Here is a 14,912-nt window from a genome sequence, read left to right on the forward strand (position 1 = left end):
ATCAGTCAGACTTTGACCTTTTATTGAATAATTATTTATTATTTTTTGTCATCATCATTAACTTCGTGGAAATCGCCGTCAACTGTGTTGTCGTCTTTACTCTTAGTATCTGATGAGTCAGCTGATGTAGCTTGATCGCCACCTTGAGCTTGTTCTTGTTGGTATAACTTAACAGCAAGTGCTTGTACTTGTTGGCTCAAGTCATCTTTCTTAGCTTTCATTTCTTCTAAGTTGTTGTCGTCTTTAGCTTTCTTCAATGCATCTTCAGCTTCTTTAGCTTTCTTGATTTCATCTTCAGAAACCTTACCTTCAACATCCTTTAGAGTCTTGTCAGTTTGGAAGATTAATTGATCTACTTCGTTCTTTAGATCTACTTCTTCCTTACGTTTCTTATCTTCTTCTTCATTCTTCTTTGCTTCATCCATCATACGTTGGATTTCGTCATCTGAAAGACCATTTGAATCTTTGATGGTAATCTTTTGTTCCTTACCAGTACCTTTGTCCTTAGCAGAAACGTTTACGATACCATTCTTATCGATATCAAATTTAACTTCGATTTGAGGAATTCCACGAGGTGCTGCAGGAATATCAGTCAATTGGAATTGACCTAATGTCTTGTTATCAGCAGCCATTGGACGTTCACCTTGAAGAACATGGATATCAACAGCTGGTTGGTTATCAGCAGCAGTTGAGAACACTTGTGATTTTGAAGTTGGAATAGTTGTATTTCTATCGATTAACTTAGTGAATACACCACCCATAGTTTCAATACCTAATGATAGAGGAGTAACATCCAATAGGACAACATCCTTAACATCACCAGTTAGCACACCACCTTGAACGGCAGCACCTAAAGCAACGGCTTCATCAGGATTAATTGAGTGGTTTGGTTCCTTTCCAGTCCAGTTCTTAACAGCTTCTTGAACAGCTGGAATACGAGTTGAACCACCATTTAGGATAACTTCATCAATGTCTGATTTGCTTAATCCAGCATCTTTTAGAGCATTGTCAAAAGCAACTTTAGTCTTATCAACTAAGTCAGAAGTTAATTCATTAAACTTAGCACGTGATAGGCTTGTTTCTAGGTGAAGTGGACCATTGTCACCTGAAGCAATAAATGGAAGACTAATTTCTGTTTCTGAAACACCTGATAGGTCTTTCTTAGCTTTTTCAGCAGCATCCTTTAGACGTTGTAAAGCCATCTTGTCTTGTGATAAGTCAATTCCGTTTTCGTTCTTAAATTGTTCAACTAAGTAGTCCATGATTCTTTTATCAAAATCATCACCACCAAGGTGGGTATCACCATTAGTTGAAAGTACTTGGAATACACCATCACCTAATTCAAGAACAGAAACATCAAAAGTACCACCACCAAGGTCATATACTAATACCTTTTCGTCTTTATCTTGTTTGTCCAAACCGTATGCTAATGCAGCAGCAGTTGGTTCGTTAATAATACGTTTTACATCAAGACCGGCAATCTTACCAGCATCTTTAGTAGCTTGTCTTTGTGAATCATTGAAGTATGCAGGAACAGTAATAACTGCTTCACTAACTGTATCTCCAAGATAGTCTTCAGCAAATCCCTTGATGTATTGTAAAATCATAGCTGAAATTTGTTGTGGTGTGTATTTCTTGCCATCAACATCAACAGTGTATCCTTCTTCACCCATGTGACTCTTAATTGAAGCAATTGTGTTTGGGTTAGTGATCATTTGACGCTTAGCTACTTCACCAACTTGTGGTTCACCATCTTTAAATGCAACTACAGATGGAGTAGTTCTTGCACCTTCAGGATTAGTAATGATCTTTGGTTCTTTACCTTCTAGTACAGCAACAGCTGAGTTAGTGGTACCTAAATCGATACCGATAATTTTATTACTTGCCATAATTTATTATCCCCTTATTATCAAATTTATTATTGTGCTACAACAACCATACATGGTCTGATAACTCTATCAGCTAATTTGTAGCCTTTTTGTAAAATTTCAACAACTGTGTCAGCTGGATGTTCATCATCCGCTGGAACAGTTTGTACAGCTTGACATTCGTTTGGATCGAACTTCTTATTTAAAACATCAATTTCTTCGATTCCATTTTCGGATAAAGCCTTATTAAAATGTTTTAAAACTAGTTCAACACCTTGCTTTAATTGTTTTCCGTTTTCATCAGAAACTTCGACTTGAAGAGCTCGATCTAAATTATCCATTACTGGTAAAACACTAGTGGCTAATTTTTGACCATCATATTTGTAAATGTCAGCTCTTTCTCTCTTATAGCGTGTTTGCATATTTTGCATTTCTGCTTCAGCTCGAAGATACTTGTCAGAGAAATCATCAACTTGTGCTTGAAGTTCTTTAACTTTATCTTCTAAAGGATTTTTATCATCCTTTTTTGCTTTTTCTTTCTTAGCACCCTTATCATTAGCTACTTTTTCTTTTTTATCAGTAGCTTTTTTTAGGTCTTTTTCATCATCCTTCTTACTTGCCAAGTAAATGCCTCCTTTTACTGATTATATTTATCATAATAATTTCTCAGTTTTTTTGATAACTCGTTTCTAAATCCATCCACAATACCAATCACTCTTGAATACGGCATTCTAGTAGGACCTAAAACGGCTATAACACCTTTACCATACGGACCTACATCATAGGAACCAGTAATGATACTGTAATCCTTCAATAACTCATTACTCAATTCTGGACCAATTTTAACTGATACAGAATTATCAGAGCTTTGGATGAATTTTGATGCATCATCTTTATCGTTAAGTAAAGAATAAATTGGTTTCAAATAACTGACGTCATTATTATCAGTAAAACTCAATAAGTTCAGTTCTCCGCCAATATAAAATTGGTTAGTAGAAGCTTCAGCCAAAACATCATCCAGCGTTTGAACTAAATTATCTGGATCACTAACATACTTGAGAATTTCTGGAACGATTTCCTCTTTTAGTTTAATGACCACTTCATCAAGTGGCTTTCCAGCTAATTTATCATTAATCATTCTGACAACTGCTTCCAGTCTATCTCCGCTAATGTCTCCAGAAATATGGAAAACTTGATTAACGACCTCATCATTACTAGTAATTAAAATCGCCATTACTTGATGATTGCCCAATGGAACAAGTCTGAAACTGCCTAAAATAGGAACAGTTTCTTGCTCCGGCTTTAAGGTTAACGCCGTATAATTTGTTAGGTTGGATAGTATGTCAGCAGATTGCTTAACAATCTCATCAATTTGCCTAAAGCTTCCTGACAATGAATTCTGAATTAACATCATATCATTGTTGTCAATAGGATTAGGATTCAAAAGATTATCAACATAATATCGATAACCCTCAATTGATGGAATTCTACCCGATGAAGAATGGTTTTTAGTAATTAATCCAATCTCTTCTAAAAAAGCCATTTCATTTCTGACGGTCGCAGAACTAACATGAATTGGTAGTTGACTGGATAATGCCTTCGAACCTACTGGAACTCCTGACTTAGTGTAATCGTTGACGATTACCTTTAAAATCATTTTCTCTCTTTCAGTTAGCATACCAGATCACTCCTTATCAATTAGCACCTTTAGCAGTCATATACTTCAAGTGCTAACCACAATTTATAATATATCAGATACATCAAAATTGGTCAAGAAAAACGGCCGCTACTTTTTAAAATATTTTCTAGTCATTTGTTCATCTGACTTAAGCTGTTCAATCAGCTTTTCAACACCTTCAAACTTTACTTCACCACGAAGACGATGCAACCAATCAATCTCTAATACTTCACCATAAATATTGTCATTAAAATCTAGAATATTTATTTCAACTGTAATTGGATTTTTATCACCAAAAGTCACATTTCTTCCAATTGATGCCATTCCATGATGTTTTTCCTCACCAATCCAGACATCAACAATATAAACTCCAATTACTGGTAACCATTGTAATTCATCATGATCAATATTAGCAGTTGGATATCCTAGCTCTCTTCCTCTTGCAAACCCATGGACAACAGTTCCGTCAGTTCTAAATGGTCTTCCCAAAAGCATATTAACGGTGTCGATATGTCCTTGATCTAAATTTCTTCTAATTCTAGTTGAACTAATTTTAGATAAATGATAATCAGCTAGATCAACTGATACAACATCAAATCTTCCAGATGCGTACTTAGGTAATAAGTCCATTGTTGCATCCTTAGCACCATACGTATGATCTGTTCCTGCAACAACAGTATCGGCGTTAAATCTAATTAAATAATTATCAACAAATTCTTGAGGAGACTGATTTTGGAAGTTAAAGCTATAGTTAACTTCAAATACTATATCCACGCCTAATCTTTCTAATTCTTTATATTTATTTTTTTGTAAAATTATATCTCTTTTATCATGCGGTGATAACTGGTCATAAACAACAGCTGGTTTATGGTCATATGTTAAAACACCTAAGGGCATCCTCTTTTCATCAGCAATAGACTTAGCTTGGTTTATTACTTTTTGATGTCCTTTATGAATGCCATCAAAGTACCCCATTGCCAATATAATTTTTTCTTTTTGTTCAAAGGATGCTTTTAGCGGGTGATGTATATTGATAATTTTCATATTTTAAACCTTCTAAATTTATTGATTACTAAACATTTTTTCAGGCTTATAAACCTGTTTATTTTCGTCATAATAATAGATAGCTTTAACAGCATGCTTATAACTTAACACACATTTGTCATCTTTTGTATCAATAACATCTGATGATAAAAAACCACCGTTTTTAACCGTTGCCCACTGAGCATCATTTAATTCTAAATGTTTAAAATCAACTAATACGGAATCAATTGATTTCACAATTTCATCAATTTTATTATTTTCTACAGCTGCTCTAATATCATCTAATTTAAATGTTTCATCGATATTAAAGCCTCCACTTTTAATTCTAGTTAAACTAGACATTACCGCTGGCATGTTTATTTTCTTACCAAAATCAACTGCTAGAGTTCTTACATATGTTCCTTTTCCACAACCAACTTCAAAGAAAATAGTTTGTTGCTTCTTATCTTCATCATATACGCATTCTTTAGTTTGCTTAAAATAATGAATTTGAACATGTCTCTTTGGTCTTTCAACCGTTTCACCATTTCTAGCATATTCATATAATCTTTTTCCGTTCACTTTAACAGCTGAATACATTGGTGGAATTTGAATTAAATCTTCCGATACAAAGCTTTCCAACAATTCATTAATTTCATCATCAGATAACGGCTTTTCTACATCTTTAGTACTAACCACTTCTCCATCTAAGTCTTCTGTTGTGGTATCGAATCCTAAAGTAATACTACCTTGATATATCTTTCCCGAGTTCATTAAGTAATCAACCAATTTAGTTGCTTTTCCCAAACAAATAGGTAAAACTCCTTCAACGTTAGGATCTAATGTCCCACTATGACCAATTCTTTTCATTTTAAGAATGCCACGTAATTGACTAACACATGCAAAGCTAGTCATTCCTTTTTCTTTATATAATGGGATAATTCCATCCATAATTATTCGCTCCTTGATTACTATTTAACGTAAATTATAGCATAATTGAACGCTTTATTTTTCCATCAAAAAAACCTGCAACTAATTGCAGGCTTTTTATTATTTTTCTTGTCTTTTTAGCTGATTGATTAACTGATCAATCTTGCTTCCATATTGAATGGAGCTATCTAATTTGAAAACTAGTTCTGGAGTACGATAAATACTCAAGCGAGAACCCAATTCTCCTCTAATTAAAGAAGTAGCTTTATCTAGTCCTTTTTGAGTAACTTCTTCTTCATCATCGTTGTCTGATAATGTGCTGTAATAGATAGTTGCTTGTTGTAAATCGCCAGTAACATCTACTCCAGTAATGGTTACCCCTTGGACACGTGGGTCTCTAACTCTTTTTAGTAAAATATCATTTACTTCTTTTTGAATTTCTTGTTCAAGTCTTCCAACTCTGTATTGAGCCATATTCATTCACTCCTTTACTTAGCAGGAACTTCCTTCATTTCGTAAGCTTCTACAACGTCTCCTTCTTTAAGATCGTTGTAGTTTTCAATTGTAAATCCACATTCGAAACCTTGTTTAACTTCTTTAGCATCATCCTTGAAACGCTTCAAACTGTTAAGTTCGCCGTTGTAAATAACAACGTTATCACGAATCAATCTAATCTTACTATCACGTTTGATTACACCACTGGTAACCATTCCACCGGCAATAGTACCAACTTTAGAAGCCTTGTATAGTTGTCTAATTTCAACTTCACCTGTAATGTGTTCTTCAAACTTAGGAGCAAGCATACCCTTCATTGCTGATTCAACTTCGTCAATTGCATCATAGATAACTTGATGTAAACGAATATCAACATTATCAGTTTCAGCTTGTGCCTTTGCTTGTGGTGTTGCACGAACATTAAATCCAACTATAATTGCGTTACTTGCTTGAGCTAATGCAATATCACTTTCATTAATTGCACCAACAGAACTGTGAACGATGTTAACTCTAACGCCTTCAACATCAATCTTTTGTAGACTTGATGCTAATGCTTCAACTGAACCTTGAACATCGGCTTTAATGATAACTTCTACTTCCTTCATTTCTCCTTCTTTTAGAGATTCGAATAAGTTATCTAGAGTAACACTATTGTTCTTCTTACGTTCTTCCATTTGAGCTTCTTTAGCTCTTTCTTCACCGGCTGCACGAGCTGTCTTTTCATCATCAAAGACAACAAAACGGTCTCCGGCTTCAGGAACATCATTTAAACCAGTAATTTCAATTGGTGTAGATGGAGTTGCAATTTCTAGGTCTTCACCTAATTCATTAGTCATAGTTCTAACTCTACCGAAAGTGTCACCAACAACAATTGGATCACCAACGTGCATTGTTCCTTGTTGAACTAATAAAGTAGCAACTGGTCCACGACCACGGTCAAGTCTAGCTTCAATTACAGAACCTGCAGCATGTTGTTTAGGGTTAGCCTTAAGTTCCATAACGTCTGATTCTAGAAGAATCATATCTAATAGTTCATCCACGTTAGTTCCCATCTTAGCAGATAGTTGAACGAAAATAGTGTCACCACCCCAGTCTTCTGGGATAAGTTCATAACTAGCTAACTGTTCAATAACATGGTTAGGGTTTGCACCTGGTTTATCAATCTTGTTAATTGCAACAATAATTGGTGTCTTGGCAGCCTTAGCATGATCAATAGCTTCAATTGTTTGTGGCATAACACCATCATCAGCAGCAACAACTAGAATGGTAATATCAGTAATATCAGCACCACGAGCACGCATTGCAGTAAATGCAGCATGTCCAGGTGTATCTAAGAATGTAATAGTTTTACCATTTCTCTTTAATTGGTAGGCACCAATAGCTTGAGTAATTCCACCAGCTTCACCAGCTGTAATGTGTGAGTTTCTCAAGTAATCAAGCAATGTAGTCTTACCATGGTCAACGTGACCCATGATGGTAACAACTGGTGCACGATCTTCTAAATAATCAGTGTTTTCTGCTTCTTCATCAAAAATCTTATCAATATCAGAAACGTTAACTTCGACTTTTTCTTCAGCTTTCATACCGTAGTCTTCAGCTAGTAGTTCAATTGTATCCTTATCTAAAGATACATTTTGGTTAACCATAATTCCTAATAAGAATAACTTCTTAACGATTTCAGCTGGTTCTCTATGAATAAGCTTTCCAATTTCTTGAGCATTCATACCAACACTGTAAAATAAAGTTTCTGGTAATGGACGTTCTTTTCTTTCTGGAGCTTTCTTATTCTTGTTGTTTTGTCTAATACGTTGGTTCTTAGTGTACATCCCTGCAAACTTGTTGTTTCCACGGTTATTTTTCTTATTGAATTTCTTCTTGTTCTTTCCCTTTTTAAAGTCAGAAGTTGAATTGCTATTGTTTCTATTGTTTCTATTGTTTGTGTTTCTAGTACTATTTGTATTGTTATTGTTCATAGATTGTCTTGCCTTATCATTAGTATTTTGATTTAAAGTCTTACGTGGCTTTTCGGCAGGTTTCTTAGAATTATTGTTAGCAGTTTTAGTGTTAGTGGCTTTTTCACTTTTAGCCGGCTTATTTTTTGGAGCAAAATGATCACGAATTGCTTTTTCTTCATCCGCTGTTAATCCAGACATATGATTTTTAACGTCATATCCCTTCTTTTTTGCTTCATCAATTATTGTCTTACTAGCTACATTTATCTCTTTAGATAATTCGTAAATTCTTTTCTTACCCATACCATCACGTTCCTTTACAATTATTTGTCATTTCTTTCAAACGTTTGGCAAATCCATTATCCGCAATTCCGATTATGGTTCGAGGAATCCCAATTGCATCGCTTATGTCTACTTTAGTAAACATTTGATTGGTTGGAATGTTATATGAATTAGCCTTATCTGTAAATTTCTTTAAGCTGGCTTTTCCAGAGTCAGTAGCGATAATCAGAAATTTAATTTTATTCTTTTTTATTGCGTTAAGCAATATATCTTCACCAGTAGTAATTTTACCAGCACGCTTTGCAATCCCAATAAAGTTTAAAATTTGCTCTTTATTTGTCATTGTCAAAAAGTTCTTTTCTGGCTTGCTTGTGATCTACGTATGCAATTAATTCATCGTAAAAGTCATCGCTTAGGTTTACTGAGAAAACTTCATTTAGTTTCTTAGAAGCCTTTGCCTTTTCAGCAACTTTTACATCAATTGATACATATGCCCCTCTACCTGATTTTTTACCAGTTTCATCAATAGAAACGTTATCTTCTTTATCTTTAACGATTCTAACTAAATCTTTTTTGGGAGCCATTTCACCGGTGACAACATCTTTTCTCATTGGAATTTTTCTTGTTCTCATTGAACTATCACTCCTTAAGCTGATAATTAGTCGTTATCAATTCCTTCATCATCATCTGTAGCGTATTCTTCTACACCATCTGCTTCAGATTCTGATTTAATATCAATCTTGTATCCTGTTAATTTAGCAGCTAATCTAGCATTTTGACCACGCTTACCAATAGCTAATGATAATTGATAATCTGGAACGATTACTGTACATGCTCTTTCATTTTCTTCATCAAAAATAACATCAACTACTTCAGATGGATTTAATGAGTTAGCAATAAATTCAGCAGGATCTTCTGTCCATTGAACAATGTCCATGTTTTCCCCACCAAGTTCATTAACGATTGTTTGAACACGTTGACCTCTTGGACCAACTGTAGTTCCAACTGGGTCGATATCTTCACTGTTTGATCTAACAGCTACTTTAGCACGGTCTCCAGCTTCTCTTGCAATTGAAACAATTTCAACAGTTCCATCATAAATTTCAGGAACTTCTTCTTCAAATAATCGTTTTAATAGACCAGGTGCTGTTCTACTAACAAAAATTTGTGGACCTTTTGTAGCATCTTCAACACGGTTAACATAAACCTTAATTCTATCTTGTGGTCTGTATTGTTCGTTTGGCATTTGGTCATTCTTTGGCATTACAGCCTCAACCTTACCTAGATCTACATATACAAAACGATCATCTTGGCGTTCAATTTCACCAGTGATTAATTCATCTTGGTACTTGCTGTATTTGTTGTAAACAATAGTTCTCTCTGCTTCTCGAACTCTTTGCATAATAACTTGCTTAGCAGTTTGGGCAGCAATTCTACCAAAGTTTTTAGGTGTAACTTCAAACTTAATTTCATCACCTAATTCATAACCACGATTTAATTGTAATGCATCTTCAATACTACATTCTAGACGTGGGTCTACAACTTCTTCAACCACTGTCTTTACAGCATATACGTGAATGTTACCCTTCTTTTCGTCAAATACTACTTCCACGTTTTGTGCTTGGTTGTAATTTCTTTTGTAAGCTGACACTAGTGCAGCTTCTAGGGCATCAATCACTGTTTCCTTAGAAATTCCCTTATCATTTTCTAGGGCATCTAATGCGCCTAAAAGTTCTTTACTCATTTTTTATAATCTCCCTTAGCTAAAATTTAATTGCTAGTCTTGCTTTGGCAATAGATTTTCTTGGTATGTTTAAATCCTTAATTCGACCTTTTAAATTAACAGTCAAAATAAGTTCTTCATCACTTAACTCTTTCAATGTACCTTCATATACTTTTTCACCATTAATGGGTGCGTAAAGTGATACATGAATGTATTCACCAACTGCATTTTCATAATCTTGAGGTTTCTTAAGAGGTCTTTCAGCTCCAGGTGATGATACTTCTAAAAAGTATGCTTGTGGAATTGGATCAGGTTCAATAGTATCTAGTTTTTCACTTAATTCATCTGATACTAAAGCACAATCCTCAATGTTAATACCACCATCTTTATCAACATAAACTCTTAAATACCAACTCTTACCTTCATGTACGAATTCGATGTCATAGAGATAAAAACCGTGACTATCTAGAATTGGTGTTACTAATTCTTTTACCGTTTGTGTAACTTCGCTCAATGATACGCCTCCTAAAAAATCCAATAAAAAGAGCGAGCATTTCTGCTCACTCCTTTCTTCTCAGATATAAACTATCGTTATTTTACCATGGATAGTTATTTTAATCAATACATACTACATCATATCAAATAGGCTTAATTGATTTTCATCAGGCAAATTATCAATTACATGATTTTCAGTCATGAATTCAATTAACTTCTTAGATACTTTTCCACGCTTAGCCAAATCTTCCTTTGAGATAAACTCTTTATCAGCTCTGGCAGCAACAATCTGCTTAGCAACGTTTAATCCAAGACCTGGGATAGCGTTGAATGGTGCAATTAACTTATTATCTTCAATTAACCATTGTTCGGCATCAGATTTATTCAAATCAACCATTTCAAAATCAAAACCTCTTTCTAACATTTCGTTAGCTAATTCCAAAACAGTCAATAAGTTTTTATCTTTTGCAGAAGCATCATTACCTAAATCATTAATTTCTTTCATTCTAGTTTTAACAGCGTCTTTACCTCGACACATTGAAACTAAATCAAAATCATCAGCTCTAACTGAGAAATATGCGCAGTAATATACTAATGGGAAGTATACCTTAAAGTATGCAACACGCAATGCCATTAAAACATAAGCGGCAGCATGGGCTCTAGGGAACATGTACTTAATTTTTAAACATGAATCTATATACCATTGTGGAATGTTAACTTCATGCATCTTTTCTTGCCATTCATCTTTGATACCTTTACCCTTACGAACAAATTCCATGATTTGGAAAGATGTTTCTGAATCTAATCCCCAATTAATTAAATCGGTCATGATATTATCACGACATCCGATAACGTTGGCGATGGTTGCTTTACCTTCTTTAATCAATTCATCCGCATTTCCTAGCCATACATCGGTACCATGTGACAATCCGGAAATTTGTAGTAATTGTGAATAGTTTTGTGGTTTAGTTTGTTCAAGCATCCCTCTAACAAACTTAGTTCCAAACTCAGGAACACCCAGTGTACCGGTTTTAGATTGAATTTGTTCTTCAGTTACACCAATTGTTTCTGTTCCTGAGAATAATCCCATTACACCTGGGTCATCCATTGGAATTGATTGTGGATCAATACCAGATAAATCTTGAAGCATTCTGATCATGGTTGGATCATCATGTCCCAAAACATCCATTTTTAAAATATTGTCGTGAATTGAATGGAAATCAAAGTGGGTTGTTTCCCAAGCTGAAGTCTGATCATCGGCAGGATATTGAATTGGTGTAAAGTCAAAGATGTCCATATCGTCAGGTACGATAATAATCCCCGCTGGATGTTGTCCAGTAGTTCTCTTAACACCAGTATCCCCCTGTGCTAATCTATCAATTTCAGCAGACCTAATGGTTTGCTGAGTATCTCTTTCATACGCTTTAACATAACCATAGGCTGTCTTATCAGCAACTGTTCCAATTGTTCCAGCACGATATACGTTGTTTTCACCGAACAATACTTTTAAATAGTTATGTGCGATTGGTTGATAATCACCAGAGAAGTTCAAATCAATATCAGGAACTTTATTACCACTAAAACCTAAGAAAGTTTCGAACGGAATATTATGACCATCACCAATCATTAAGGTTCCACATTCAGGACATTCCTTGTGTGGCAAGTCATATCCAGAACCATATTCACCTTTCATAAAGAAATGTGAATACTTACAGTTAGGACAACGATAATGTGGTGGTAGTGGATTAACTTCAGTAATACCAGACATTGTGGCAACTAAACTAGAACCAACAGAACCACGAGATCCAACTAAATATCCATCTTTATTACTTTTATCTACCAATCTTTTGGCAATCAGATAAATAACAGCATAACCGTTACCAATGATACTATCTAATTCCCTGTCTAATCTCGCTTGAAGGAAATCAGGTAAATCATCGCCGTATAGTTCATGTGCCTTATCCATAGTTGAGTTACGAATTTCATCGTCCGCACCCTTCATGTGAGGTGGATATAGTCTATCCAAGACAGGATGAATTCCATCATCAACCATATTGGCAATTTTTTGTGTATTATCTACAACGATTTCCTTACTTAAATCTTCACCTAAGTAACTGAAATCTTCTAACATTTCGTTTGTTGTTAAAAATGGTACCTTAGGTAATTCGTTTCTGTTTAATGGATTTGCTCCACCTTGAGAATGAATTAATATTTTTCTGTAAATAAAATCTTGTGGATCTAGATAATGAACATCACCTGTTGCAACGACTGGTATATCCATTTCATGTCCCATATCAATCATATTTTGCATCAATTCTCTTAGATGTTGCTTGCTATGAATAAGTTCAGAATCAATCATTGGCTTATATGCTGCACTAGGTTGAACTTCTAAGTAATCATAGAATTTAGCTTTTTTCTTAGCTTCTTCTTTCCCTTTTTGTAGCATTGCAGTGAAAACTTCACCATTCGCACAAGCAGAACCAATTAAAATTCCTTCTCTATATTTTTCTAAAACACTTCGTGGAATTCTTGGTACTCGATAGAAGTATTCAACATTAGAAATAGAAATTAATTTATACAAATTCTTTAATCCAGATTGTGTTTGTGCCATTAAAATAGCATGGAAAGGTCTGGCATGCTTATATGAATCATTATCAGACATATGTTCATTTAATTGCGAAACTTTGGTAATTCCATAATTTTCTTCTGCATCTTTAATGAAAATATAGTTTAAATGTCCGGTAGTTTCAGCATCATAAACCGCACGGTGATGATGTTCCAATGCTACATCAAACTTTTTAGCTAAAGTGTTTAAACGATAGCTCTTGTAGTTTGGATATAAAAATCTTGCTAATGGCAAAGTATCAATAATTGGATTTTGGATTTCTTCCATTCCGTATCTTTGATATCCAACATTCATAAAGCCAACATCAAATGTAACGTTATGTCCAACGATAATTGAATCGCCACAAAATTCTCTAAATAGCTTGAATACTTCTTCTTCTGACTTAGAACCCTTAACCATATCATCAGTAATTGATGTTAGTTCTGTTGTGAAATCTGACAAATGAAAACCAGGGTCAATGAATTCTTCAAACTGATCTAATACGTTATTGTGTTGCATTCTAACCGCTGAAACTTCGATAACTTTATCGTAAATTGCTGATAATCCTGTTGTTTCAATATCAAAAACAACGTATGTAGCATCTGCTAATTCCCTATCATCTTCATTAAAAGTAATGGGAACCCCATCATCAACAATGTTGGCTTCAACACCATACAACATCTTAATGTCGTTTTTTTGTGCTGCCGTATATGCAAATGGAAAACCTTGCGCAGAAGTATGATCAGTAATTGCTAAAGCCGGATGACCCCATTTACTTGCTCTACTTACATATTCTTCAATACTATTGGTAGCATCCATTTGACTCATCTTAGTGTGCAAATGTAGTTCAACACGTTTATCTTCTGATGTATCCATTCTATCTTCATGATGAAGTGGATTAATGTCATATGCATTCAAGGTTAGTTCATGACTATAGTTATCTTCTTGAATTCCACCACGAACTTTTATCCAATCTCCTTCTTGTAATGCAGCAAAATTTGCTTCATCAGTTTCATTATTAGAGAACTTCTTAACTTCAATCGATGATGAGTAATCTGTAATTTCTAACATCATTAATTGTCTTCCAGAACGAAGTGATCGAATTTCTTTTTTGAAAATGTGTCCATTAACAATGACCATTTTTTCTTCTTGAACAATATCGATCATTTTAGTTACTTCTAAATCTTCTTTGATTTTCTTACCAATTTGAACTTTTCCCTTAGGAACAGCGTTGGCAGCTTTCTTCTCACGTTTACTAGAAGATTCTTGAATAGCCTTCATAGCACGTTGTGCTAATTCAGCATCCTTTTTTTCACGTTCAATTTTGAATTGTTTAATTCTTTCTTGAGACGCTGTTTCATCAATAAAAACGTTAATATGAAACTCAGGGAATCCTAAACTTTGGTATTTTGCTTCAATCGCTCCTAAAGCTTGATCAACGATTAAATTCTTTACAATTTCATTATCCGCAGATAACTCTACTTTATTATTACTTAAAGTAGGTTCACTATTTTTCAGTAATTCATTTCTAATTGAATCTGATATATCTGCATTCTTTACAACCCATTCCCAATATTGACCTAAGGTCTTATTGTCAAAACTATTATCATTGACCTTAAAATTAATCTTGGTTTCAGCAATTTCATCGAAAGTTGCTTGCATTCGGTTATAAAAATCAATAAATATTTCGTAGTTTAAAATCTTGGGTAACATTAAATTAAATTGCCATACTTTAGATTTTTTATGAATATCAATCGATTCGATTTGTCCATCTTTGAAGTCTTCTGAATCAATCTTATCTCCCAGTTGAAGTTGATTTAGCAACTTCTTGAACAATTCTTCATTATTAGCCAACGTCATC

12 protein-coding genes are annotated in these 14,912 nt (G+C 34.4%); all 12 read right to left on the reverse strand.

Translation table 11 applies throughout. The annotated features are described in order from the left end of the window. Window positions 1-38 precede the first annotated feature (38 nt). Window positions 39-1,889 carry a molecular chaperone DnaK gene (dnaK, locus tag RZ74_RS03855; RefSeq protein ID WP_053950137.1) on the reverse strand — a complete coding sequence of 617 codons (1,851 nt, stop codon included), beginning with the start codon at window positions 1,887-1,889 and terminating at the stop codon, window positions 39-41. Between the two features lie 29 nt (window positions 1,890-1,918). Continuing rightward, entirely contained in the window at window positions 1,919-2,491 is a 573-nt protein-coding gene (grpE, locus tag RZ74_RS03860) for a nucleotide exchange factor GrpE (protein WP_053950138.1), read from the reverse strand. Between the two features lie 14 nt (window positions 2,492-2,505). Then, on the reverse strand, window positions 2,506-3,546 hold the full coding sequence (gene hrcA, locus RZ74_RS03865; protein ID WP_053950139.1) for a heat-inducible transcriptional repressor HrcA: 1,041 nt from the start codon (window positions 3,544-3,546) through the stop codon (window positions 2,506-2,508). Between the two features lie 108 nt (window positions 3,547-3,654). Beyond that, window positions 3,655-4,590, reverse strand: coding sequence for a riboflavin biosynthesis protein RibF (gene ribF / locus RZ74_RS03870; RefSeq protein ID WP_053950140.1), 936 nt, complete (start codon window positions 4,588-4,590; stop codon window positions 3,655-3,657). An 18-nt stretch (window positions 4,591-4,608) separates the two neighbouring features. Then, window positions 4,609-5,520, reverse strand: a complete 912-nt coding sequence (gene truB, locus RZ74_RS03875) for a tRNA pseudouridine(55) synthase TruB (protein WP_053950141.1) — start codon at window positions 5,518-5,520, stop codon at window positions 4,609-4,611. 99 nt (window positions 5,521-5,619) lie between these two features. Beyond that, window positions 5,620-5,973, reverse strand: a complete 354-nt coding sequence (rbfA, locus tag RZ74_RS03880; RefSeq protein WP_053950142.1) for a 30S ribosome-binding factor RbfA — start codon at window positions 5,971-5,973, stop codon at window positions 5,620-5,622. A 14-nt stretch (window positions 5,974-5,987) separates the two neighbouring features. Next, window positions 5,988-8,249: a translation initiation factor IF-2 gene (gene infB / locus RZ74_RS03885; protein WP_053950143.1), complete on the reverse strand. Its 2,262-nt coding sequence runs from the start codon at window positions 8,247-8,249 to the stop codon at window positions 5,988-5,990. A 4-nt stretch (window positions 8,250-8,253) separates the two neighbouring features. After that, window positions 8,254-8,571 carry a L7Ae/L30e/S12e/Gadd45 family ribosomal protein gene (locus tag RZ74_RS03890; protein ID WP_053950144.1) on the reverse strand — a complete coding sequence of 106 codons (318 nt, stop codon included), beginning with the start codon at window positions 8,569-8,571 and terminating at the stop codon, window positions 8,254-8,256. Further along, a complete protein-coding gene (gene rnpM, locus RZ74_RS03895) occupies window positions 8,561-8,860 on the reverse strand; it encodes an RNase P modulator RnpM (protein WP_053950145.1) in 300 nt (99 codons plus the stop codon). Before rnpM ends, RZ74_RS03890 begins: the two co-directional genes overlap by 11 nt. A gap of 26 nt (window positions 8,861-8,886) precedes the next feature. After that, window positions 8,887-9,972 carry a transcription termination factor NusA gene (gene nusA / locus RZ74_RS03900; RefSeq protein ID WP_053950146.1) on the reverse strand — a complete coding sequence of 362 codons (1,086 nt, stop codon included), beginning with the start codon at window positions 9,970-9,972 and terminating at the stop codon, window positions 8,887-8,889. Between the two features lie 19 nt (window positions 9,973-9,991). Beyond that, window positions 9,992-10,465: a ribosome maturation factor RimP gene (rimP, locus tag RZ74_RS03905; RefSeq protein WP_053950147.1), complete on the reverse strand. Its 474-nt coding sequence runs from the start codon at window positions 10,463-10,465 to the stop codon at window positions 9,992-9,994. Between the two features lie 114 nt (window positions 10,466-10,579). Next, complete coding sequence (locus RZ74_RS03910; protein WP_053950148.1) at window positions 10,580-14,911, reverse strand: PolC-type DNA polymerase III; 4,332 nt, start codon at window positions 14,909-14,911, stop codon at window positions 10,580-10,582. Window position 14,912 lies beyond the last annotated feature (1 nt).

It is taken from the genome of Apilactobacillus apinorum, assembly GCF_001281175.1.
GTDB classification, from domain to species: Bacteria; Bacillota; Bacilli; order Lactobacillales; family Lactobacillaceae; genus Apilactobacillus; species Apilactobacillus apinorum.

Coding starts and splice junctions, on each gene's coding strand:
- dnaK (WP_053950137.1), bottom strand. CDS start 1,889: ATGGCAAGTAATAAAATTATCGGTATCGATTTAGGTACCACTAACTCA.
- hrcA (WP_053950139.1), bottom strand. CDS start 3,546: ATGCTAACTGAAAGAGAGAAAATGATTTTAAAGGTAATCGTCAACGAT.
- ribF (WP_053950140.1), bottom strand. CDS start 4,590: ATGAAAATTATCAATATACATCACCCGCTAAAAGCATCCTTTGAACAA.
- truB (WP_053950141.1), bottom strand. CDS start 5,520: ATGGATGGAATTATCCCATTATATAAAGAAAAAGGAATGACTAGCTTT.
- rbfA (WP_053950142.1), bottom strand. CDS start 5,973: ATGGCTCAATACAGAGTTGGAAGACTTGAACAAGAAATTCAAAAAGAA.
- infB (WP_053950143.1), bottom strand. CDS start 8,249: ATGGGTAAGAAAAGAATTTACGAATTATCTAAAGAGATAAATGTAGCT.
- RZ74_RS03890 (WP_053950144.1), bottom strand. CDS start 8,571: ATGACAAATAAAGAGCAAATTTTAAACTTTATTGGGATTGCAAAGCGT.
- rnpM (WP_053950145.1), bottom strand. CDS start 8,860: ATGAGAACAAGAAAAATTCCAATGAGAAAAGATGTTGTCACCGGTGAA.
- nusA (WP_053950146.1), bottom strand. CDS start 9,972: ATGAGTAAAGAACTTTTAGGCGCATTAGATGCCCTAGAAAATGATAAG.
- RZ74_RS03910 (WP_053950148.1), bottom strand. CDS start 14,911: ATGACGTTGGCTAATAATGAAGAATTGTTCAAGAAGTTGCTAAATCAA.